The following is a 23237-nucleotide window of genomic DNA, read 5'->3' on the forward strand; positions in this document are numbered from 1 at the left end:
CGGCGACCCGGGGGCCCGCCGGCCACCGGGCGGTGCGCCGGCCCGAGCGCAGTCGGCCCGCGCCCAGCAGCGCGACGAGCACGAACACCACCGGCACCACCAGGGCCGCCGCGACGGCGGGCCACTGCCACAGGCCGCCGAGCAGCCCCGCCGCGCCCGCCATGAGCAGCACCCCGCCCGGGGTGCGGGGCGGTGCGGCGTACTCGGTGGCGGAACCCCGGTTCACCGACTCCTCGGAGTGGTCGGCGAGCCGGTGCAGCAGCGCGGTGCCCGGCACCGGCTCGACCCGGCCGGCCAGCGCGGTGAAGTGCTGGGCCACCGAACGCAGCGCGAGCCCGTCGCCGAGGAGCGTGCCCGCCAGTTCGCGCAGCCCCTCGCCGACGCGTTCCCCCGCGCTGTCGGCCGACGGCACCCGCAGCCCGAGCGCGCCGAGCCGGGCGGTGGCCTCCGCGGTGGGCGCCGCCGCACCGCCGCCGCCCTGGAGAGCCCGCTCCACCAGGGTGCGGAACCCGTCCAGATCCTCGCGGGCCTGGTGCAGATCCGCCTCCAGGGCCTCACGCCGGGCCGGGTGCAGCAGGCCCGGGAAGGCCCGCAGCGCGACGAGGTCCTCGTCCGCGCGGTCCAGGGACTCCGCGCACGCGCGGTACGCGAGGTTCACCGGGCCGTCCGGCCGCCGGTGCCCCTGGCCCCGGGCGTCCCGCCCCGCCACGAGTACGCGCAGCGGTTCGGGCAGCCGGGCGTCCGGGGTGATGTCGACCGGGGCGCCGGACCCGGAGTCCTCACCCGCGAACCGGGTCAGCGCGTCCCGCCAGGCCCGGTCCCTGACCTCCGCGGCCAGATCCTGTTCCAGCAGCCGGACACCGGGCGCGGCGACGGAGTCGGGCAGCTTCCGCAGGCCCTCCAGGACCCGGACGAAGACGTCCGGGACCGACAACAGGTCCACCAGGACGGCCAGCGAGGCGGGGTCGTCCGGCTCCGGCCGGTCCAGGGCGGTCCGGGCGGAACGCAGATCACCGGCCCACACCAGGCCGGTCGAGGAGCCCCGCAGGGTGGTGGGCCGCACCAGCCGGCGATCGGGGAGGAACGCCTCCTCCCCGCCGGCGTACGAACCGGGGGAGCTGCCGACCAGCAGCACCAGGATCCTGGTCTCGCCCACCGCCCGGTAGCCGGAGAGCAGTTCGTACTGGAGCTGGTGGTCGGTCAGCCCGGCCGGGGTGTCGGTGACCAGGAACAACGGGTAGTCGGGTTCCGGCAGTCCGGCCCGGCCCAGCTGTTCGGCCACCCGGTCGCGCACGGCCTGCGCGGTGGCCAGGGCCGCGGCCCCGGAGCGCAGGTCGAGCCGGACCACGGCGGTGGTGTCGTCCTGGGACGTCACTGCGGGCCCCCGTTCCGGCCGGAGCGCCCGGCGGCTTCCTCGTCCGCGGCCCACCCGTCGCCGTCCCAGCCGTCCGCCGCCGGCCGGCGGACCGGCGGCCGGTCGTGCCCCCCGAACCCGTCCGGACCGTCGTCGAACCGGTCATCGCGGGACGGCCGGGGCTCGGTGAAGCGCTCGTCGCCGAACGGCTCGTCGCTGAACCGCTCGTCCCGCCGCCCTTCGTCCCGCGCCCGCTCGCCGCGCGAGGAGCTCCCTTCGTACCGCTCCTCCCCGGGCTCGTACCGCTCCCGCCCGTTCCTCGGCTCCGCGCGTCGCGTCCCGCCGTCGTACCGGTCCTCCGGCTCGTGCCGGTCCTCCGGCTCGTACCGCTCCTCCCGCTCGTAGGTTCCGTACGGCTCGTGCGGGACGGAGCGGTGCGCCGAGCGCGGCGCGGGCAGGCTGCTCTCGCGGGGCCGTTCCTCGGCGGCCGGGTGTTCGTCGGTGCTCGGGGGCGTCGTGCCCCAGTCCTCGTCGTCCGCCGGGGCGCGTCGGCGCTCGGGGGCGGGTCGAGCGGGGCGGGGCTTCGGGGTGCCGCCGCGTGCGTGTTCCAGCAGGGTGCGCAGCGTGGGCTGGATCGCGTGCTGGTCGCCGAACTCCGTGTCCAGGGCGGCGGGCAGGGTCTCCGCCCAGAATTCCCACAGCGGCCGGATCCAGCCGTCCACGCGCTCTCCGCCGCGCTCCCGGCGCTCCTCCAGGAGCTCCAGCTGGCGCGGGGCGATGCGTTCGACCAGTTCGACGAAGAGCGGGTGCGGTTCGGTGCCCGCCCGGGCGAGGCCGAGGGGCTGGGCGCCCATCAGCTTGCGGCAGTAGTCCTCCACGGTCCGCTCGTCGTCCAGGACCGTCCAGCGTTCGTAGGAGCGCAGCAGCTCCGACCAGCTGGAGATGCCGCCGGGGAAGTCGCCGAGCCGCAGCCGTACGCCGGGGACGCTCGCGCCCTTCTCCGGGAACAGCCGCAGCCGTACCCGGGCGGGCGAGGAGGATGCGCCCTCCAGTACGTCCACCTGGCCGTTCCACAGGCAGCACAGGAGGCGGTGCAGGATCGTGCGCCGGTCCTCCTCGCTGCTGACCATCCAGTCGTCCTCGAAGCCGAGGCGCTGGCGCCAGCGCAGGACGTCATGGGCCTGCTCGTCGTCCTTGGCCCTGGCCCACTGGCGCAGCACCTTGCGGGCCTCGGGCACCTGGGTGAGGCTCATCTCGCTGCGGAAGAGGACCACGGTGATCGAGTCGCTCTCCACGCCCCGGTACTCGACGGCGTTCTTCGCGTCGGACGGCAGGCGCAGCGCCTTGGCGAGGTACTCCTGCACCTCCTCCGCCGCATGGACCCGGGGATGGGTGACCAGGACCCGCAGCGGTCCGGTGCCCTCCGGGGTGAAGCCGACCGGCAGCAGACCGGCGAGCTTGCGGCTGAACAGGTCGAGCGCTTCCTTGCTGACCTGCTCGGTGGCGTCGGCGTCACCGGCGGCGGCCGCCAGCAGGGTGCTCATCGAGGGCAGCAGGGGCCGCTCCTCCACCTGCGCCCCGCTCTCCGCGAAGAGCCGGGTGATCCGCCCCTCCAGCCGGGCCTTGACGGACCCGACCGCCCCGTCGGGGCTGCGATGGCTGCGCGCGTGCACGTCCCGCCAGGTGTCCCCGTCGACGAGCCGCAGCAGCAGCGACGCCTCGTCGTCGCTCTCGCGCAGGCCCTCGCGGCGTACGAGGCGGGTCACGACGTCCTCGTAGAAGTGGTTGAGGCTGCGCTGCGGCGGCAGCAAGTACGAGATGCCGGTGCGCTCCGCGTACAGCTCCATGCCCTTCTGCTCGGCGGACTTGCGCTCCTGGTCGGCCTGCTTGCGGAAGGCGTTGACCAGCCGCCCGAGGTCGGTGCCCGCCGTGTCCGCCTGCGACTGCCAGCGCTGCTGCTGCTCGCGCCAGGACTCGTGCCACACGGCCCGGCTGCGCCAGCGGTACCAGCTGTCCTGGGCCTGGAGGGCGGCCCGTACGTCGTCGTCGCCCCAGCGGGCCGGGGACATTCCGGCGATCCGGCCCTTGATCCGGGGGGTCTTGGGCGGCTGGTCGGTGACGCCCGGCGGCCGCTTGGGCGAGCGGGAGCGGGCGGTGAGCATGCCGAGGAACCCGAGCCGGGTGATCTCGTCCTCGCTGTCGGGTACGCCCCGGACGAGGCGTTCGGCGAGGAACGGGTCGACGCTCTGGAGCAGCTTCTCGATCGCCGGGCGCGGGCTGAAGCGGCCCGCCATCGCGGCGGCCTGGCGGTCGGCGATGCCCTGGAGTTCGGACAGCAGCCGCTGCATGTCCCCGATCCGGTTGTTGAGCGCCTCCTCGATCGCCTTGCCGCCGCGCGGTAGCGGCTGCGGGTCCTCCACGGGCAACTGCTTGCGCTCCCACAGCTCTTCGAGCTGGGAGTCGGCGAACAGCTGGCGGACCAGCGGCACCGCGTCGTCCTTCGCCGGGTTGCGCGGGCGTTCCACCAGCTCGGTGACCGCGACCCGCAGCAGCCGCCCGGCCACCAGATCGGCCAGCTGGTCCATGGGCGCGGTCATCGAGGCGACCAGGCTGGTGGAGACGCCCTGGCGGCCGATGCCGGTGGGGGACAGGGCGCTGCGGTGCACCCCCCGGTTGATGAAGCTGGCGGCGAAGGTCTGGAAGTCGTCGTCGCCGGCCATCGACCGGCCCTGCGAGCGGCTGTCGCCCAGTTCGGTGCCGATCAGCGACATCACCAGCGAGACGATGGAGCGGCGCAGATCGTCCTGGCGGATGCCCGCGGTCGGGCTGAAGAGGAACGCGGTCGGCAGGATTCCGGTGCGCAGCCGGACCGGGGTGGTGCCCGGGTAGCGGATGCCGAGGCCGGTCTCCTGGTCGAGGTCGCCGATCTCCGCCCCGGCGGTCGGCGCGTTCTGCCCGTCGACCAGCCGGAACAGGTCGACGAGCGAGCGTGCGGCGTTGAGTTCGGCCTCGCGCCCGCCGCCGGTCGCGGCGGGGAACGAGGAGGGCATGACGACCAGCGGGTAGATCTTCACGCCGTTGAAGCGGCGCATCTTGAAGGCCTGGTTGATCAGGTGGAGGTAGTCCAGGAAGATCCCGGCGCCGGTGCCGCCCGCGACCGAGAACGCGACGAAGACGTCGCAGCCGGTGACCCGGCCGCCGCCCAGCTCGCTCAGCTCGCCCGCCGACTTGGCGATGGCGTCGATGGCCTGGAGGAGGGGTTCCAGGACCGGCTGGAGGGAGTGCCGCAGGGTCGCGAAGAGCGCCGCGCGGCCGACCGTGGGCAGCTGGCCCGCGCCGTTGTGCAGCGGGGTGACGCGCGGTTCGCCGTCGCGCGGGGGCAGCCAGCCCGCGACCTCGTCGCGCAGGCTGGCCCGCAGCATCTGGGTCACCTCCGGCGAACTGTCGAAGTTCGGCAGGAGGTTGTGGGTCGCCCGCGAGGTGCGGGCGTAGGCCGCGCGCAGCGAGGAGTCCACGTTGAACTGGGGCAGCCGCTGGAGGTCGGACTCGCTGAAGTCCGCGTACACGAACTGAAGGCAGTCGGGCAGTTGGTAGGGGGCGAGGCCGCCGATGTGCTGGAGCGCGGTGCCGTCGGGGCCGCACAGGTCCACGCGCAGCCGGCGTTCCAGCTCGGCGCCGACGAGGCCGCCGGTCCCGCCCAGGCCGACGAAGAGCATCGGCTGGAAGATCTTCATGGGGTTCCTCCCGCTACCGGCCGGGGTGGGGCCGGTACGTCGATGGGCGTCACAGGTAGTCGTCGTGTCCGCCGGTGCTCACCGGATCGGGCCGCCCGGGGGCGGTGGGGCGTACGGAGTCCTCGCCGAGGGCGAGGCTCAGCCGGTCGGTGAGTTCCACCCGGCCGTTCGCGGTGAGCCGGGTCCGGGCGCCGCCGCGCCTGCGCAGCACCGCACCGCCCTCGGGGCTGCGCTGCACGGCGTACTGGCCGTGGGCGCGCCGCTCGATGCGCGGGTTGCTGTGCGCCTCGGCGATGTCGAACGCGTACCACTGCTTCTGGCCGTGCCCGGCCTTGTGGACGCCGAGCACGTCGCCGTCCTCGGAGATCAGATGGAGCATCAGCCCGTACGGGTCGCGGCGGCCGCGCCGCTGCCGGATCCAGGCCAGCGCCAGCAGGACGCCGACGACGGCCAGCGCGACGGCGCCGACCAGCACCCACCAGTACCGGTCCAGCAGACCGGGTTCGGCGGTGACCTGGACCGAGAGCGGGGTGCGCACCAGGGTGCGGTTGTCGTCGGTGGTGTCCTGGACGGTGACCGTGCCGCCGATGCCGAGCGGGCCGTCGTCGAGCCGCCCCTCGAAGGCCTTCGCCTCGCCGATCCTGAGCCGGATCTCGTGGGTGGTGGACGCGCCGGGCTTCACCACGATCTCGGCGGGGCTCACGCCGAGGAGCCCGGCCCGGACATCCGCGAGGGAGAGCCGCAGCGTGTGCGGGGCGTCGGTGGTGTTGGTGACGGAGAGGTTCGCGGTGACGGTGTCCCCGGGGTGGCCTTCGCCGCGGACCGGGCCGAGCGCCGTGGTGACGGGCAGGGCTCCCGGGGAGACCTGGCCGCCCTCGCTGCGGGTGTCGGCGCTGAGCCCGGAGGCGGTGAGGGTGCCGCTGACCTTCAGGGCGCCGTCGGCGCTCTCGGGGACGGTGACCGTACCGCTGAAGGAGCCGTCGCTCTTCGTGGGGTCGGGGCCCTTGCCGTCGTCGGTGAGCCGCAGCGGCACCGGCGCGAAGCCGTCGCCGGTGAGCTCGCTGCTGACCTTCAGACCGGCGTAGTCGGCCGGATCCTTGATCTCGTAGCCCTCACGGGTCTGGAGCCGCATGGTGACGGTCGCCTTCTGCCCGGCCTGCGGGGAGGGCGGGTCCATCGTGATGGAGCCGCGCAGCTCGCCCTGCCACAGGACGCTGACGCCGACGGGCAGCGAGCGGTGGCCCTCGGGAGCCTTCACATCGACCTTCCACCGGCCGGGCACCGGGTCGATGATCTTCAGCGCCTCCACGGTGTTTCCGCCGCCCGCGAGTTCGAAGGTGGAGTCCTGGAACGTCCCCGTGGTGGGCACCTTGTTGCCGAGCGGGTCGGTGTAGGTGACGGTCACCTCGGGGGAGCCCTTGTCGACGACGATGGAGCCGACGGTCGCCAGCGGCGAGATGGTGATGGGCAGGGTGGCGGGCGGGCGCTTGCTCGGTCCCGGCTGGTAGCGCAGGCAGTGCGCGGCGGCGAAGATCCGCTCCAGCACCGGCCCGACGTCCTTGGCCCCGGAGACCTTACGGGCGGTGGGGCGGGCGGACGGCAGGTCGACGCAGCCCTTCTGGTAGCCGCCCGCGGCGATCCTGTCGAGCTGCTCCTTGTCCGGTGCGGGACCGAAGCCGAGCGGCCAGATCTGTACGTTCTTGGCGGCGGCGTTCTTGAGCTCCCGCTCCAGCTGCCGCTTGCCCTCCGCCTCGCGGTGCGCCGGATCCCCGTACTGGGGGCTGCCGGTGACGTCCATCTCCCCGTCGGTGAGCAGGAACAGCACCCGGGGGACCGACGGGTCGGTGCCCGAGCTCAGTTCGTGCACGCCCTGGCGTATCGCGCTCGGGAAGTCCGTACCGGTGCCCTCGCTCTTCTTGCGGCCGCGCAGCTTCTCCACACAGCCCCCGATCGACTCCCGCCCGGCCGCGTCCAGTCGGGTGCGGGGGCAGGCGGGGTCCACCGCCCGCTGGTCGGCCGACTCGGCGGCGGCGAAGCCGAACACGGTGATGTGCGAGGTCGCCGAGACGTCACCGAGCGCGATCCGGGCGGCGGCGGCCTTCTCCGCCTTGATGTCCTCGGGCGCGAGGCTCGCGGACTGGTCCACGGCCACCGCGTAGTTGACGGAGGCGAAGGCGGGCGCGGCGGCCGCGGCCGGTTCCGGATCGGGGGCGGCCGGTGCTGTCAGCGACATGAGCACGGCCGCACCGGCCAGGACGGACAGCGCCGCCCGCCCGGCCCGGCCGGTGCCGGCCGGGCCTCTTCTTCGGTCAGTTCGCACGACCGTCCCCTTTTACTGTCGTTGCGTGTCTGCGTGTCTGCGTGGTGTCGTGAAGCTCGACGTACGTGTTCGATCGCTCTGTGTAGTCGTCGGTGGTGCGCCTCTGGACGTGGCGCACCCGTGCGGTTCGGTCAGCGCGCGGCCAGACTCCAGGCGAGAGCCAGCGCGGCCGACGGGGCGAGCGTGGCGACCGCCCAGCGGATCGCCCGGTATTTCGCGGACAGGATGGCGCTGACGTCCACGGCCTGGACGAGCAGCCAGCCGACCGGATCGCGGCCCGCCTCGTTGATCCGGGCGGCCAGCACGTCGTAGTCGAACGGGGCCAGCAGGTCCCCGAAGTACGTCACCCCTTCCTGGTCGCGGACCGTGCCCGTACGCGGCAGGAGCGCGCGGACCAGGGCGGCCACCGCGACCACCCACAGCAGCCCGGCCACGACCAGCGCCAGGTCGCCGGGGCCCTGCCAGTCCGGGGAGCCGTGCCGCCCGATGAGGAAGGCGGGCAGGGCGAGCGCCCCCGAAAGCAGCACCGCCGCCTTGGAGTCGGCCCTGCCCAGGTCCTCCCGGACAGTCACCAGGAGCCGTTCCGCGATGCGTTCCCCCGCCCTGTCCGGCCCGTGCCGACCCCCGTCCGGCACCGGCGCGGTCGGGGCGGGGGAAGTCCGTGTACCGCCGTCGGCGCTCACCCGTCGTCCTCCGCCCAGCCCCAGCCGTCGTCGCGGGTGCGGGCGCGCGGCGCGGGCGGCTCGGGCGCGGGCCCGGAGTCCCGGTCCCGGCTGCGACTCCGGTCCCGGTCCTGGTCCCGGCTCCGGTCCTGGCCATGGCTCCGGTCCCGGTCGGGCCGGGGCCGCCGCACCGGAGGCTCGTCCGACGCCCAGTCGGGGGTGAACGGCTCCTCGCGGGCGGGCTCCAGCTCCCGCGGGGTCCTGCGGGCGAGCCGGTTGCCCACGAGGCCCTGGATGCTGAGGCGTTCGCGGTTGAGATAGGCGAGCGCCTGGGCGTCCATCTCGCTGGAGGGGATCTGGCCGCTGGCGACCATGTCGAAGAGCCGGTCGACGCGGTCCTTCTCGTCCTGCCGGCCCTCCTGGCGGATCTTCTCCAGGAAGTCGTTGGCCGCCTCGGGATCCGCGGCCAGCATGTGGCTGAGCTGCTCCAGCTCACCGCCGCGCAGCATCGTCAGGTAGCGCTGCTGGCGGATCATGTTCAGCTCGGCCCCGGACGCCTCCTCCCGGACGGCCTCCGTGTGGCCGATCGTCCGGTCGTCCACCCGCAGCCGTACGTACAGCCGCACCCGCAGCCCGAGGTCGGCGCCGAGGTCGTTCCACCGGCCGGAGACGCAGGTCTGGGTGATGGCGGTGTTGGCCTGCTCCGCCTGGTGCACCGGGTACTGGGCGGAGATGTCCCGCAGCCGCTCCAGGGTCGGCGCGGTGAGCCGCTGGGCGATGTCGGTGACCACCTCCACGGCCACCAGGTGCGGGTCCTCGACGGTCCAGTGGATGTCCACCTCCGCCTTGAAGAACGTCGCCCCGCCGGTGGCGGGCAGCTCCATCCGCAGGGTGGTGACATAGGTGCCGGCGGCGATCTCGCAGATGGTGTGCGGCCGGGCCAGCGGCGGCTTGTCGTAGTGCTCGATGCCGGAGACGCCCGCGACGCTGTAGCCCCGCCGGTAGAACAGCACCGACGTGGTGCGGGCGCCGCCCTGCCGGAACGAGCCCGTCGGCTTGTACTCCCGCAGGAACGGGCCCGCGGGCCTCGACGCCGCGGGAGCGTCGTCCTCGGCCACGCCGTTGCCGGCCACGCCGTTCTCCTCAGCCATGACTCTCCTCCTCGTCGGATCGCCGCTGCCGCGCGGGCACGGCGAGCCGCCACAGGGCGCGTGCCGCTTCGGTGGTGAGCGGACGGTCCTGATCCCTCATCATTCGGCGCAGCAGCCAGTCCAGCCGCCGCTGGTCGCGCTCCTCGGCGATCAGCGCGGGCAGCAGCGCGGCCAGTCCCGGCCGCGTCCACTCGCGGCCGTTCTTGCGCGTCGCGGAGCGCAGCATGTGCTCCAGGGCGTCGAGCGCCACTCCCTGGGACCGTGCGGTGTTGAGCGCGGTCCAGAACAGGTCGGCCAGCCGCCCGGTCAGTTCGGGCCGGGTCGCGGCCAGGGCGAGCAGCAGCGGCCAGTCGCCCCGGTCCGCCAACGGGGTGCCGGGGTCCTCGTCGAGGACGTCGTCCACATCGATCAGCGCCAGCCGGACGATGGTCACCAGGGCGAGGTCCTGGTACTCCTCGCCGCGGTGCCCGGTCCAGTCGGCCAGCCGCTTCAGGACGACGGAGCACTCCGGGAGCAGCAGCAGCCGGACCACGTTCAGCGAGGCCACGGCCAGCAGCTCACCGTCGTCGCGGGTCCCGATCCGGGCCAGTGTGTCCAGGGTGTCGTCCATCGAGTCGGCGGACCGCCCGTAGCCGAGCGCCATCGCCGCCGTCCAGCGCAGCGAGGCCGAGCCGTACCGCGACCAGTCGTCGACCACCTTGCGCACCGCCTTGCGGTGCGAGGCGTGCCCGGCGGCCTGGTCCAGCGCGGCGGCGGCGAACACCCTGCGGCGCGGTGTGGGCGCCTCGGCCAGCGGCCGGACCACCTCGGTGTACCCGTGCTCGAAGTCCCGTACGGACAGCTCACCGGCGGCGACCGCGGCTCGCATCGACACCTCCGGGCGGGGGTCGTCGGCGAGCAGCCGCAGCCAGCGGACGACCGGGAGGCGGACGGGGAAGTGCCGGTCCCAGACCTCGGCCAGCACGGCGGCGGGCAGCGCGGCCCCCCGGTAGTAGACCAGCCGCCCCTTCACCTCGGTGCCCGCCACGTCGACGGTGCCGTCGACCTGCCGGGCGCGCGAGAGCGCCAGGTCGGATTCCGGGTCGTCGCAGAACAGGGGGCGCGCCGGGGTGTTGTCCGGATCGCTCTGTACGGACAGTTCCCAGGTCAGCAGGTGGGCGGCGGCGGACACGGCACTGTGCGAGGCGCCGCCGAGTACCGCGAGCGCGATCCGGAACGCCACCGGGTGGAACAGGGCGGCGGTGCCGGAGCGCACGGGCGTCCGGCCGTCGCCCGGGGGCGGGGCGGCCAGGGCCCGGTCCACCCCGGCGAACCACTCGTACGCCTGGACGGCCGCGAGCCCGCGGCACCCGGACAGCAGTTCCTCGCGGTCGACGGTGCCCAGGAGATGCCCGGCCAGCAGCGAGGCGAACAACTCGGCCTCGGCGGGGCGCAGATCGTCGAGCCCCACCGCCTCGGTGACCTCGGGATCCTCACGGAGCTCGGCGGCCCGCTCCAACAGCCGGGAGAGCGCCCCGTCGCGGCTCCCGGCCTCGCTCGTGCCCCGGCCTCCGTCCGGGCTGCCGTCCCCGTCCCGGCTCCCGCCGTCGACCGTGCCCCGGCCCCCGTCCCGGCTTCCGCCCCCGCCCCCGCCCCCGCTCCCGCTCCCGCCCCCGTCCCGTTCCGTGTCGCCGTGTTCCTCCTCCAGCCGCTCCCGCAGCCGGACGGCGACCAGTTCACGGGTGGGGGCGGGCGGGCAGATCGCCCCGTACCGCCCGGCCAGCAGCGGGTTGGCCGCCGAGCCGACGCTCACCACGACGACCGCGTACGAGCCCCGCTGGGCCAGGGCCGATGCCAGCTGGTCCAGGTCCGTCTCGTCGGGCGGCAGGGTGCCCGGCCGGTCGAGCGCGGGCTCCAGCAGATACCCGGTGCCGGGCAGGCGGCCGCCCTCCCCGGCGGCCACCTCGTCGACCAGCTTGCGCACCCCTTCCTCCGGGGCGGCCCGGCGCACCCGCTCGCTGTTCCCGGCGCCCGCGCCGTTGCGGGTCACCTCCTCCAGGAGCGCCAGGGCGGTGCTGGTCCGGCCCGTGCCGGGGGCTCCGCCGAGCACCAGCAGCCGCCGCGATTCCAGCGCCCGGCGCAGCCGTACGTACCCCGCCGGCACGATGTGGGCCCGCCGCAGCCGTCGTAACTCCTCCTCGGGGACCGGGCCGTCGCGCATCGTGAGGCCGGAACGCCGGGCGTCGAGGGTGACGTTGATGTCGCCGACGTGGGCGTGTTCGATGCGCGAGCGGTCGAAACTGGTGAAGTCCCGGCCGCTGGTGAGGAGTTTCCGCCCGGACCGCCGGGCGCGCGCGGCGGCGGCGAGGTCGGTCGGCTCCTTCTCGCCCTCCTCCTCGGCGAGCGGGTCGCGGGTCAGATCCTTGAAGCGGTCCGCGGCGCGCTCGCGCTCCTTCTCCCGCTCGGCGGCCTCGTCGTCGGCGGAGTCGGGGACGTCGGGACCGTCCGGGGCGTCCTTGGCCTTGTCGTCCTTCCGCCCACCGCCGCGCGGCGGTGCGTCGGGCGAGCGGTCGTCCTTCGGCTCCGGACGCGCGGGCTCGGCCGGGGCGTCGGCCACTGCTTCGTCGGCCATGCTCAGTCCTTCCGGGGGCCGGGGCCGGTGACGCGGCCGATGTGCACAGGCTGCTGGTAGACGTTGTGCTGATGCACGGAGAGGTCGCCCCGCGCGGTGTACCGGACGGACGCGTCGCCGTCCTCGTCGCCCTCGCCGTCCCCCTCCTCGCCGTCCACATCACTGCCGTCCACGGGCCCACGCGGGGGCTCCGCCGAGGAGACGGCAGCGCGACCGATCGACCCGGTGTCCGGCGCGGGCCGTCCCGGCAGGTGGAACCAGGCGGTGACGGCGCCCTCCTTCAGGACGAGCCGCGCCGGGGCGAAGCGCGCGGGATCGATGAACTTGCCCCCGGCGCGTACCACATCGGCGTAGAGGGAGTCGGAGACGGCGAGGACCAGATCGGCCTGTTCGCGGTCCAGCAGCTCCCGGGCGACGGTGGAGTCGGCGAGCCGGCACGTCAGGTCGACCGCGCGCCCGCTGATGCCCCGGCTGTCGTGACGTACGGGACCGACGTGCATCGCCACCCGCAGCCCGAGCGGCACGAGCAGGGAGCCGTTCTCCTCCCGGAGGTTCTCGTGGACCTCCACCATCCACAGGCCGAGCAGCCGCGACACCGCGATCCGGCCGGGGACCGACATCAGCACGCCGTCCCCGCGGTCCTCCATGTGGACGGCGTCCTGGGCCACCCGGGCCTGGGCGAGCGCGGACTCCAGGACCCGGTAGATCCGCTGCCGCATCCGCGGCTTCTCCGCGTCGCCGTACTGCCCGGAACGTCTGGCGTCCACACTGATGACCAGCTCGTAGCGTGCCTCACCGGCATCCGACGCCTCGTGTTCCACCCCGTGTTCCACCCCGCGCTCCGCTCTCTCTCCGCTTGCCGTCCCGTACAGCTTCCGGCCCGGGACGTAGGCCGTCTGTAGCCGTTTACACACGGCGGGGCAGAGCTTCTACTCCCGGTGTCCCTCCGCCAGGAGGGCGAGCAGCTCGGGGTCGAGGATCTGCACCATGCGGGTGCCGGTGCGCACGATGTTCTGGGTGCGCAGCAGCCGCAGCGCCTTGGCGACGGCTTCCCGGGTCGCCCCGACGGTGGCGGCCAGTTCGTCCTGGGCGAGGTGGACGACGGTGCCGCTGTTTCCGGGGCCCGGCACGGGCGGCGCGTAGGGGCCCGGGGCGGCGGCCCCGGAGAGTTCGGCGAGTCGGCTCGCCAGGCGCTGGAGGACGGTCAGCGAGGCGAGGGCGGAGCGCTCCTGGTCGGCGCTGCGGAGCCGGAAGGTCAGCTGCCGTATCACCAGCCCGCTGACCCGGGGATGGGTGGCGAGGAACCGGCGGAACGCGTCGCCGCCGATGACGGTCGCCTCGACGGTCCCGAGAGCCCGTACGGTGGCGCTGCGCGGGTGTTTGTCCAACGCGGCCATTTCCCCCAGGAGTTCGCCCGGGCCACGGAGTCCCAGTATCAGCCGGGTGGCGCCCCGGTCGGTGGTGCGGGAGACGGTCGCCCAGCCGCGGATCATGATGACCACATGGCCGGTCCGGTCGCCCTCGGTCAGGAGCGGGGCGTCGGCCGGGTACTCCTTGCGGTGCCCCAGGGCCATGACGCTCTCGTACTCCGGGGCGGTCAGCGCCCGCCCGAACGCCAGCTCATCGCCGAGCAGCCCCATGGCCACTCTCCCCCCCCCGCGGCGGTATGTATGGCCCGTTCCCGTTGGCGTAGATGCTTCCAGAACCACCCCTTGAGAGAGGTGAATTGCGCCACACATGCGATACGCGCGGGTAACCGATGCGTTGCCTGGTCGGCGGTGCTGTCCGCCGTACACCCCTTCCCCGTACGGGCATAACGGAAGGGAGTCCTCCACGGCACCCGGCCCTCTCCGCCGCTCTCGGCCACGCCTCTGACCGGGGGAGTTGTGGCGGGGCGGCGGTACGACGGTGGCGACACGCCGATACGGGGCCGGGGTTACGGGTGCACGGGTGACTTGGCGAGAACTTGGGTTTGGTTCCCCACATGCCACCGGCCCCGGGAAACTCTCCCGGGGCCGACGGATCGTACGGCACGGAGCGCATCAACGCCCCGCTGAAAGCGACTAGTTGGCGTCCACCAGCTGGTGGGCCGGGACCTTCACGGTCCGGGCGCCCTTCTTGCCGCCGAGGATGACCTTGCGCAGGGCGCTGTTGTTCTTGTAGTTGGTCTCCTTGAGCCGGTTCTCCGGGTTGGCGAGGACCTGGATGTAGTACGTGCCGTTCGGCAGGCCCGTGATGTCGAAGGACTGGCCGGGCAGGTCCTGGGTGTAGGTGTCACCGGAGCCGACGTCGAGCACCTCGCGGACGGAGATCGAGTTCTCCTGGCCGCACGCGGTGGACAGATCGGTGTTGTCCGGGTGCCAGTTGGCGTTCTTCACCGTGTAGTCGACGGCGTCGGTGTTGGCCAGGCAGAACGCCTCCTTGCCGCTGCGCACCGACTCCTTCTTGTCGGCCTTCAGCAGCCGGTAACTGGCGAAGTCCGTGAAGTGCCAGTGCTCGTGGCCGGGGCGCGGGTCCCACTCCATGGTGCCGGTCGGGGTGTAGCCGACCTGCTTGCCCTTGGCGTCGTAGAAGTACTGGTACGCGTCCATCAGCTCCTTGCCCGGCGAGCGGAAGCCGTCCACGACGAGCTTGGCCGGGCCCGCGTTCCACACGTTGGCGCTGAAGGCGAGGTAGTCCCGGCCGGACTTCTCCTCGTAGCCGTCGTTGACGGTGATGCCGTACGCGGGCAGCGAGCGCAGGTCCGGCTTGGGCACGTCGGGCACGGTGGCCTTGCCGGTGGGCCGCTTGGCGTTGGGCTTGACCGCGGGCGCCTGCCGCGACCCGTCGGTCTGCCCGGGCCGGTCGCCGACCTTGGCGGCCGAGAAGGCCTGCCGCTGGAGGGCCTCCTTCTTCAGCGCCCAGGGCAGGGCGGGCGGAGCGGGCGGGTAGGGCCCGTGACCGACGTTGAAGGTGGGGGTGGCGCCGGTCGTCCGGGCGGCGGGGGCCTCGGGACGGGCGGGAGCGCCGTGCGCGGCATGGGCGGAGGCGGCGGGTGCGTCGGCGGCGGCCTGGTGCCCGTCATGCCCCGCGTGCTGGTCGTGCCCCTGGTGCCCCTGGTGTCCGGCGGCGGACTTGGCGGACTTGCCGGACTTGGGAGCCGCGCTGCTGGCTGCGGCGTCTGCGCCCTGCTCCTCCTCTTCCCAACTGCGCTCACGGACCGTCACCTTGACGGACTGCGGCTTGTTGGCGATGCCGAAGAGGTCGCGGTACTTCTTCGTCACGGAGATCTTGGCGGTGTAGGTCCCGGCCGCCAGCTTGACCGGCTCGGCGTAGTACCCGGCGTAGGTGTTGGACGCCCAGCCGTTCTCGACGCCCCAGACCGAGCCGAGGGTGAACGGGTTCACCGGACAGCTCTGCGGATACTTCGAGTTGGCGGGCGCGTCCGGCCGGATCCGCCCGGAGGCGTTGTTGGGGCAGAAGGCCTCGGTCTGCTTCAGCACGGTCTTGCCGGCCGCGTCGGTGACGGAGATCTGCGCGAAGTCCGGCAGCCCGGAGAAGTCCTTCACGAGCCCGGGGGGAAGCGCTTTGGTCGTGGTCTTCTTCCCGTTCCGGAGCACCTGCGTGGCGACGACCGGGTCCTTGTACGACTTACGGGTCACCTTGAGCTCGAAGGCGCCGTTCTCCGAGGTCAGATAGGTCCCGAGATCGAGATAGACACCGGGATCCTCCTTCCACGAGTCGAGCGTCACCGAGTTGGTGGCGGCGATCAGGCTGAGCTTCGGCGTCGGCTCGGCCGTCTTGGCGTCGGGCGCGGCGGCGACGACACCCGCCGTCACGGCGACGGCCGCGGCAACGGCGATCGAGGGGCGGGTGAGACGGTTGGTGCGGCCCTGCGGGGATCTGGTCATCATTCCTCGTACTTCCGGCTTCCGAGTGCGCGATGGAACGTGGACGATCAGCACGGCCCCAACTCACCTGCGGCGACGCTGTGTCCGGCCTGTGAGAGGCACTGTTCGGCCCTTCAGGTTGTCTGGTCTCCCCTGGACCGATGAGAGTTGTCCGGAAAGCGTTGTTCGCCTCCACTCCGCGGAACACGTGGTGCTGGCAGGAAGCTGGGGCTTCTTTCGCACACGGGTGCGCATTCTGAGAGTGCATGGCTGATTTCCCGCCATGGCGATCGAACATGCGACAAGTCTGTACGGCCGTGGTTTCACCGCCTACAGAGGCCGGGCCCCGAACGACAGACCCGGGGGGGGGGCTCCGCCGGGGCCGGACGCGACGCTTTGCCGCCGACGGCGTTGGTAGGGCGTGAACGAGAGTTTTTCTGACGCGCCGATGGCCAGTGATGGCCCGAGCATCCTTCTGCGTCCGCAGAGCACATCACGGTTCGGGCCGCTCGTCGTCCTGTACGTTCCGGCTGTCGAGCTGGTCCGTCTGGTGACGGGGGCGGACGCCGCCGAGCGCCTGTCGGTCATGCGGGGTTATCTGCACGACACCCCCGAGACGCTCGCCCTGGAGCAGCAGGCCCGGGACAGTCCGGAGGATTTCGAGGCGTCCGGCTGGATCGTCCTCGGAGCCGACATGCTCGCTCCCGCGAGGTCGGAGGGTTTCACCGACCGGATCTGGATTCACGGGATCGAACTCATCGACGGCTACCAACGGCTCAAGGCCCTGGCCCGGGCGCAGGACGAACTGGGCCCCGCCCATCTGGAACGTACGTTGCTGAAGGTCGAGGTCCACTGCGGCAGCGAGCGGGAACGGGCACGCAGGATGCACGGGCACGCGGACCGCTACCGGAACATCCGCGTCGCGCGGGACCGCCTGCTGCTGTGCCCTCACATCCAGCGCCTCGTGCGAGCGAACTGGGAGGGGTGGACGTTCTGTGTCCGGCGCGGAGTGATCGCGGGGCCGAGCGGTACGACGTACTACCTGACGGAGGTGACGCGGGCACTCGCCTGTCTCTCGGGCCCCGGGCCCGAACTGGCCCATCGGACGGTGAGCGACGAAGGCCTGGTATCCCTCTGGGACGACATCGGCTCGCCCTCCTATCTGTCGCTCTTCCACTCGCGGATGACTCCGCTGGGCATCATGCGCGCCGTGGAGTCCTACCGGGCGGCGCGGGCAGCGCTGGAGACGCTCCCGAAGAGCCGCCGTCACCAGGGGCACGGCAGGCTCATGCTCCACGCTCCCCAGCTCATCCACTGGGCCGGCTGCCGGTTCCTGCCGTGGGAGCGATTGCACGACAGCTCCAGCGTCTTCGACTGGGACGACGCGCTGCGGAACGACATGAGAGGCCACATGGAGGCCGCGGTCACCGAGTTGGTGCGCCGGTACGAACAGCGGGTCCCGGTCGGCGAAAACGACCGCAAGATCTACTACGAAACCGCAAGGGAACTCTGGCTGTGGCAGGACCTGTCCCGCGGCCTGTGAGCCCCGTGCGGTCAGCCACGACTCCAGTCGATGGTCCCCGGGATCTCGTTCTGGGCCGCTGCTGTCTGCTGGCCGGGTACGCCGAGGATGCTCTCCACGTCGGACCCGGTGATGCGCGACAGGTTCTGCGTGGAGGCTGCCACCAGCACGATGTGCGCCTTGCGCAGCACGTCACGGGGCTTGCGGGCCGCTCGCTCGAAGAGCCGGGCCACGGCATCGGCGGTGAACGGGTGGAGGTCGTCATCGCGTGCGTCATCCTTGGCCGCCGCCGCGAGGTAGCGCCTGAGGAGCTGGGCTGCCTGGGCGGCGTCCCGCAGCGGAGGCAACTCGACGGTGCTGAAGCGGTTGCCCGGGGTGAGGTCGAAGCTGGGCAGGTCGGCGAGCGTCCAGGCATGCTTCATGATCGCGGACGCCCGTGGATGCATCGTGGCGATCAGCGTCATCATGTCCGCCATCGGGAGCGTCTCCACGATGACGTCGCGGAAGCGCTCGACCTCCAATTCGCGCTTCGCCTTCGCGGTGGTCGTGCTGGCCAGGTCCTCCAACTGATCGCAACAGAGCAGGACATGCTTGATGCCGGCCGCGGCGGCGAAGACGAGGAAGGTCGCCATGTGTACGGCGCCGTTCCGGGAGCGGGAGATGGGGGAGATCTTCGTCAGATAGTCGACGGCGGCATGCGGATCCTCGTCGCACAGGGCGACGATCAACTTGTCGTCCGGCGGCCCCAGCGTTCTGCCGCGCACCGCGCGATGGCTGTCCGCGACCGCCTTCGTCAGGGCTTTCACATCGCTGTCGCCGATCCGTTCGGCCAGTCTGCCCCGCAGTCTTCCCGCCAGGGTCGGGGCTTCCCCCGCACGGAACTTGACCGCGTACTCGACCCCGGCGAACAGTGCCGCGCCCAGCGAGCGGACATGGACGGTGTCGAAGCTGGTGAAGACCGAGCAGATCGGGATCTCGGCCGCATCCGACTCGTCCAGCCCGGCCTCTTCGTAGACAGCCCGGCCGAAATCGGAGTTGATCCTCCTCGATAGATGCTGCAGGAGTACCGATTTCCCGAAGCCTCGGGCGTCGGAGTCGTTGGGGATGACTCCGGCCGACCACAGGTATCCGAACTTGAGGCCGGAGAAGGACATTCCTAGGACGAACTTCTCGATGGCCTCGCGCAATTGGTCCGCGTGAACGTCAGGTTCGTACAGCAAGCCGTTCTCGCGGTCGTCGTTTCCTCCCACTCTCGCCATGCCGGTGGAGGGAAACGGGTTGTTGCGGAAGTTCCACTCTTTCTTGATCCAGACGATACCCGGAAGGAGAGGGGTGGAATTCATCGTGTCAAAGCCTCCTCGCTGCTGCGGGCCCCGAAGAGGCTCATCACGTGGAAGACCCGGTCATGGCCCAAGCCGTTCCGTAGTACGAGTGGCCGGACCGACCCCGGGGTCCTGAGTTGAATGGCCTCGTCCAGGTGGATGCGAAATCCCAGGTCTGGGAACTCGCCGCGATAGGCGGCGTCGATGGCCGCATCGAATTCGTCGTCGCTGATGCGCAGCTTCCAGCAGACCGCCGCTCTGACACGCCAGACCGGATGGTAGGAGGCGTCGTCCAAGTGACCGTCCGGTGTGCTCCAGATCTGAGGGAGAGACCGCAGAACCGAGGATCTGACGTCGTGTCCGACGAACCGCCGGAAGACCGGCCCGGAGCCGGAACCCTCGACCCGGCCGGTGGCCCACAGGCGTAGCGCCGGCGGGCCGGGCGCGTAGTAGCTGAAGTTCGCGAGCCCTAGGAACCGGGTCCAGCGGCGCAGCAGTTCGTGGCTGATGTAGTCCATCGGGCACCCGGCGGAGCCGAGCGAGAGGCGAACGGCCGCCTCCTCGCACAGCAGGATGAATCTCTTCCGGGTGATGAGCGAGTCCTCTGCTCCGGTCGCGCCGGACGGCCGCTGCTGGACGCGGCGTTGCCCGGCCCGGGCCTTGGACCGCTGGACAGCGCGCGTCACATAGCCGCGCAGACTCTCCTCGATGACGTCGGGCGGGGCGGCCCAGCCCAGGTCCCCGGCCCGCGAGGCGTCGGTGACATGGGAGATGAACGCGGCGAGATACCGTTCGAGACTTCCGTCCGACGGGCCGTCGTTGCGCAGAAGGGGCACGGTCAAGTGGTCGGTCGTGCTGTCCGGACGGGCGCCGACCAGACGGAGATAGCCCTCGAACTGAGGGTGGGCGTCCAGGAGTGCGCCTACCAGCGCGTTGTAGCCCGCCAGCCGGTCCTGCCGCACCAATTCCGCCCACGCGCGGCCCGCCTGGGTCGTCTCGTAGGTCACGTCCGCGTGAGCGTAGGCCGAGCGGGGTGTGGAGGGCAGCACATGGCGTTCCACCCAGCCGAGGCGCATCAGCTCCTTCAGGACATCAACCGTGTTGTGCACGTAGCTCATCGCGTCGGCCCGCCGCCGTTGCCACTTCGCCGCGTCGAAGGAACCGTCGTGGTCGGTGCCACGTGCCAGCGCCTCGGCACGGTCGAGAATCGCCAGCCGGATGTGTTCGAAGGGCTTCCCCTCGGCCACCGCGAGGGCGGCCGCTTCGACGTAGGCCAGCTCCTGCAGGCGAGGGATGCCCGCGCCGCCCACGCTCACCGGCCGATACTCCAAGCCTGTGCGACAAAGACGTCGATAATATTTTCAGAAAGAATCACTGAATTCCTTTCCGGAGGCTGTGTCGGCCTCATTGGGCATGAGGCCAGTATGCGCTGCGCCTGCGGCCGTCCGTACGTGGGGTGGGTCGGATGCGGACCGGAAGTCGGCAAGGAAGATATTTGTACGGTGAGGTCTCATGGGGCATGAGGCCGACCGCAGGAAAATTCTTCTCCCCGAGGCGAAAGACGCGGCGTGGGGGAATCCATGTTCGCCTACAGTTCATCCCGATCGCCGCTCCGGGGCCCAGGCGCACAGGTGATCGACCTCTCATGACGATGCGTTCGAGGCATATCCACCTCGGCACGCCCGGGCATTCCTGTGCCCGAATGCGAAAGCAAAGGGAGAAGAAGTGATGAGCAGTACGATCCTGGCTACCGCCGACAGCATCGAAGTAAGGCTCCCCTCCGCATTCCACCCCGGCTGGAACCGCCTGCCGGGGGTTCGGGTCGCTGGGAGGAATCTCACCATCGAACCGGCCGAATACTTCTTCCGGCTCGAGTCCCACAGCTGGCTGATCGCGGACTGGGAGAAGGTGCGTGATGAGCTCCTGCCGGTGAGCGAGACGACCGGAAGCGCGGTCGAGCAGCTGACCTTGGACTTCATCCGGCAGCACGCGAGGCCGACCGGTGACCCGGCGCTGGTGCTTCGCACCGCCTACGAGGTCTACGGACACCTCTTCCGGGGTGAGCTCCTCACTTCTGCCGGACTGCCGCACGTCACCACCGATCACCTGCGGATGCTCCACGAGGCAGCCACACTCATGGCGCTGAACAAAGTGGAGTTGGACGGCCACATCTCCAACGTCGGCCCGTGCTGGTTCTTCCCCGCGGCTACGTCGGTGGTCTTCGGCCTGGACGACGAAGAGGGGCGCATGCTCGACGAGCTGTACCACGGCGCGTGGTTCAACGAGCACCGCCGCCTCGAATCGGTCAAGGCCCACGCGGCACTGGGCGGGCGCCTGGTCCACGGCTGTCAGGCGGCAGCTGACCAGACCGGCGGCGTAGTGGCACCGTACGGCGCCGCCATGGAGGTGTTCCGGCGCGACCTGGAGACCTTCAAGAAGGACTGGATCGCCCGCGTCTACGCGCATCGATCCGTGCCCGTCGGCTGCTGACCCAACCGCCGCCCGGGGCGTTGCACCGCCCCGGGCGGCACCCATCCAGGTTCCATCGCCCCGACTCTGAAGCATCGGAGATCAGTGTGATCAGCAAGGGCTCCCCGTGGTACGAGTACGCCGTCCATACCCGATCGGCCCTCGGCGGGCCGGAAGGGACGGCGGACCGCATGGAGTGGGGAACGTGGCCGGGGGTGGGGCCGGGCGCGGAGGTGCTGGGCCGGTCTTTACGCGGGCGGCGTGTTCTGGAACTGGGCTGTGGCCAGGGGCAGAACGCCGCCCATCTGGCAGACCGTCACCATGCGCAGGTAACCGCTGTCGATCTGGTCGACCTGCAGATCCAGCACGCCCGGGAGCGGTACGGAGAGGTTCCGGGCCTGACACTGCTCGCCTGTGACGCGATGCGCTTTCTCCAGCACACCGAGACGGTCTTCGACATCGTCTACTCCGTCTTCGGGGCAGTCGGCCTGGTCGACCCCCGGTCACTGCTGGCGGCCATCGCCCGTCATCTGAGACCGCACGGACTGCTCAGCTTCTCGGTGCCTCATCCCGGGCGCCCCGGGGCGGGACCGTCGGGTGGTCCTCAGCCGCGCCAGGGAACCATTCGACTGCCCGACGGCAGCCGCCACCCGGTCGCCCGATGGGAGCTGAGCGTCGCCGACTGGCGCCGGGCCCTGCCTCGGGCAGGCATGCGCACCGTCACCGTACGGGAGTTGGGGCATCCCGGCCGGACCCACCCCACGGCGCTGCTGGTCATCGCGCGCAGAAACTGAGCCACCCGCGCGCGGCACGGCGGCAGTTTTTCCTGGCCGCTGTGCCGCTGTTGCTCCCCGCCCGGGCCGCCTGACGCCTGCCGTCGTGGTCAGACCCCCCGCGCCCGCAGAATTCCCTCGACGCCCAGGAGGAAGGTCTCCGCGATCGGCTTCGGGTCGGAGAGGCAGCCCGCGGCCATGGCGCCGTCGCGGAGCATGACGAGGTGCCGGCCGGCTCCGTCGGCGGGCTCGTCGCCGACCTGCGCCAGCAGTTCGGTGACGGTCTCCAGGAACCACTGGCGGTGGGCCAGGACGGCCTGGTGGATGGGGTGGGCGGGGTCGGGGTACTCGGCCGCCGCGTTGAGGAAGGCGCAGCCGCGGAAGCCGGGGCTCTGGATGCCTCCGGTGATGAACCGGGCGATCGCCCGGACCGCGTCGGCCGCCGACTGCTCGCCCGCCCGCGCGGCCGCGATGCCCGCCCGGATGCCCCGGTCGGCCTGGTCGAGGTAGGCGAGGACGAGCTCTTCCTTGCCGGTGAAGTGCCGGTACAGCGTGGCGCGGGTGACCTGCGCCTCCGCGATGATCCGGTCGACGCCGACGGAGTGGATGCCCTCCGCGTAGAAGATCTTCGTCGCCGTCTCGAGCAACCGCGCCCGCGCCGCCGACGTACTGCCCCTTCCCGTGCCTTCGCTCATGCGGCCAGATTACCGCACGCGTGAGGGAGAACGTTCGGTCTTGACAGCGGAGGGCCGGTTCCCTTGAATGATGAGAGAGACCGAACGTTCTCCCTCATGCGTGGAGGGCCTCCGGTGCCCGGCCGACCGACTCCAACTCGGTTTCCCCGAAAGGAACTTCCATGGACACCCTCGTCGGTACCCGTACTCCTCCCATCAGCGTCCCCACCGCCCTGCGCAAGCTGTACCTCCTGCGCTTCGCATTCGCCGCCGCATGGGCCGCCCTGCTGTTCGCGACCGCCGACACGCTGGGCGCGCTCACCGCGACGCTGCTGGTGATCTACCCCCTGTTCGACGTGGCCTGCGCGGTCGTCGACATCCGGTCCGCCCGGGCGAACGGCCAACCCGTACGCGCCCTGTACGCGAACGTCGCGCTCAGCGCCCTCACCGGCATCGGCCTCGCCGTCGCCGCCACCTCCGGTATCCCCGCCGTCCTGCGGGTCTGGGGCGCCTGGGCGATCACCGCGGGCATCGTCCAGCTCGTCGTCGGCGCCGTACGACGTCAACTCGGCGGCCAGTGGGCGATGATCGCCAGCGGCGGCATCTCCACCCTCGCCGGCGCCTCGTTCATCGCCCAGGCGGGCAAGGACGGCGCATCCCTGACCAGCCTGGCCGGTTACGCCTTCCTCGGCGGCGTCTTCTTCCTGGTCTCCGCGCTCCGCCTGCGCGATCAGCGCGGGCGGTAGCCTGCTGCCCGTCCGGCAAGGTTGGAAGTG

Annotated in this window: 15 protein-coding genes and 1 pseudogene; 4 read left to right on the forward strand and 12 right to left on the reverse strand. The window is 71.8% G+C overall.

The window, feature by feature from the left end:
- The 9 genes and pseudogenes from A3Q37_RS33445 to A3Q37_RS33485 all read right to left on the reverse strand — a co-directional run.
- Positions 1–1375: pseudogene (locus tag A3Q37_RS33445) on the reverse strand (hypothetical protein); the annotation flags it as partial.
- Positions 1372–5088 (reverse strand): tubulin-like doman-containing protein, encoded by a 3717-nt coding sequence (locus A3Q37_RS33450; protein WP_065490669.1) that lies wholly within the window; start codon positions 5086–5088, stop codon positions 1372–1374. The pseudogene A3Q37_RS33445 and the gene A3Q37_RS33450, both read right to left, overlap by 4 nt.
- A gap of 49 nt (positions 5089–5137) precedes the next feature.
- Entirely contained in the window at positions 5138–7408 is a 2271-nt protein-coding gene (locus A3Q37_RS33455; RefSeq protein WP_065490671.1) for a VWA domain-containing protein, read from the reverse strand.
- Positions 7409–7539: 131 nt separating this feature from the next.
- Positions 7540–7980, reverse strand: coding sequence for a Pycsar system effector family protein (locus A3Q37_RS33460; protein ID WP_255312029.1), 441 nt, complete (start codon positions 7978–7980; stop codon positions 7540–7542).
- A 107-nt stretch (positions 7981–8087) separates the two neighbouring features.
- The gene (locus tag A3Q37_RS37430) at positions 8088–9221 is read right to left on the reverse strand and encodes a hypothetical protein (RefSeq protein WP_065490675.1); all 1134 of its coding nucleotides are present in this window, start codon (positions 9219–9221) and stop codon (positions 8088–8090) included.
- Positions 9214–11832: a hypothetical protein gene (locus A3Q37_RS33470; RefSeq protein WP_065490677.1), complete on the reverse strand. Its 2619-nt coding sequence runs from the start codon at positions 11830–11832 to the stop codon at positions 9214–9216. The genes A3Q37_RS37430 and A3Q37_RS33470 overlap by 8 nt, the downstream gene beginning before the upstream one ends.
- A 2-nt stretch (positions 11833–11834) precedes the next feature.
- Positions 11835–12665 (reverse strand): hypothetical protein, encoded by an 831-nt coding sequence (locus A3Q37_RS33475; RefSeq protein ID WP_079138105.1) that lies wholly within the window; start codon positions 12663–12665, stop codon positions 11835–11837.
- A gap of 96 nt (positions 12666–12761) precedes the next feature.
- Positions 12762–13472, reverse strand: a complete 711-nt coding sequence (locus A3Q37_RS33480) for a Crp/Fnr family transcriptional regulator (RefSeq protein ID WP_065490679.1) — start codon at positions 13470–13472, stop codon at positions 12762–12764.
- A gap of 423 nt (positions 13473–13895) precedes the next feature.
- Positions 13896–15725 carry a lysyl oxidase family protein gene (locus A3Q37_RS33485; protein ID WP_176711566.1) on the reverse strand — a complete coding sequence of 610 codons (1830 nt, stop codon included), beginning with the start codon at positions 15723–15725 and terminating at the stop codon, positions 13896–13898.
- A gap of 424 nt (positions 15726–16149) precedes the next feature.
- Here A3Q37_RS33485 and A3Q37_RS33490 point away from each other — a divergent pair, with 424 nt between their 5' ends.
- Positions 16150–17244: a hypothetical protein gene (locus A3Q37_RS33490; RefSeq protein WP_065490681.1), complete on the forward strand. Its 1095-nt coding sequence runs from the start codon at positions 16150–16152 to the stop codon at positions 17242–17244.
- 11 nt (positions 17245–17255) lie between these two features.
- Here A3Q37_RS33490 and A3Q37_RS33495 read toward each other — a convergent pair whose 3' ends face one another.
- Complete coding sequence (locus A3Q37_RS33495) at positions 17256–18566, reverse strand: hypothetical protein (RefSeq protein WP_255312030.1); 1311 nt, start codon at positions 18564–18566, stop codon at positions 17256–17258.
- A complete protein-coding gene (locus tag A3Q37_RS33500; protein WP_065490683.1) occupies positions 18563–19861 on the reverse strand; it encodes a hypothetical protein in 1299 nt (432 codons plus the stop codon). Before A3Q37_RS33500 ends, A3Q37_RS33495 begins: the two co-directional genes overlap by 4 nt.
- Before the next feature lie 412 nt (positions 19862–20273).
- On the opposite strand from A3Q37_RS33500, the gene A3Q37_RS33505 reads away from it, so the two are divergent.
- Together A3Q37_RS33505 and A3Q37_RS33510 are read left to right on the forward strand one after the other, a co-directional pair.
- A complete protein-coding gene (locus tag A3Q37_RS33505) occupies positions 20274–21035 on the forward strand; it encodes a hypothetical protein (RefSeq protein WP_065490685.1) in 762 nt (253 codons plus the stop codon).
- Positions 21036–21205: 170 nt separating this feature from the next.
- The gene (locus tag A3Q37_RS33510) at positions 21206–21808 is read left to right on the forward strand and encodes a bifunctional 2-polyprenyl-6-hydroxyphenol methylase/3-demethylubiquinol 3-O-methyltransferase UbiG (protein ID WP_255312031.1); all 603 of its coding nucleotides are present in this window, start codon (positions 21206–21208) and stop codon (positions 21806–21808) included.
- Between the two features lie 89 nt (positions 21809–21897).
- On the opposite strand, the gene A3Q37_RS33515 is transcribed toward A3Q37_RS33510, so the two are convergent.
- A complete protein-coding gene (locus A3Q37_RS33515; RefSeq protein WP_065490689.1) occupies positions 21898–22482 on the reverse strand; it encodes a TetR/AcrR family transcriptional regulator in 585 nt (194 codons plus the stop codon).
- A 161-nt stretch (positions 22483–22643) separates the two neighbouring features.
- Between A3Q37_RS33515 and A3Q37_RS33520 the strand changes: the two genes are divergently transcribed.
- Positions 22644–23207 carry a hypothetical protein gene (locus A3Q37_RS33520; protein WP_065490690.1) on the forward strand — a complete coding sequence of 188 codons (564 nt, stop codon included), beginning with the start codon at positions 22644–22646 and terminating at the stop codon, positions 23205–23207.
- Positions 23208–23237: the final 30 nt, after the last annotated feature.

It is taken from the genome of Streptomyces sp. PTY087I2, assembly GCF_001687325.1.
Classification (GTDB): Bacteria; Actinomycetota; Actinomycetes; order Streptomycetales; family Streptomycetaceae; genus Streptomyces.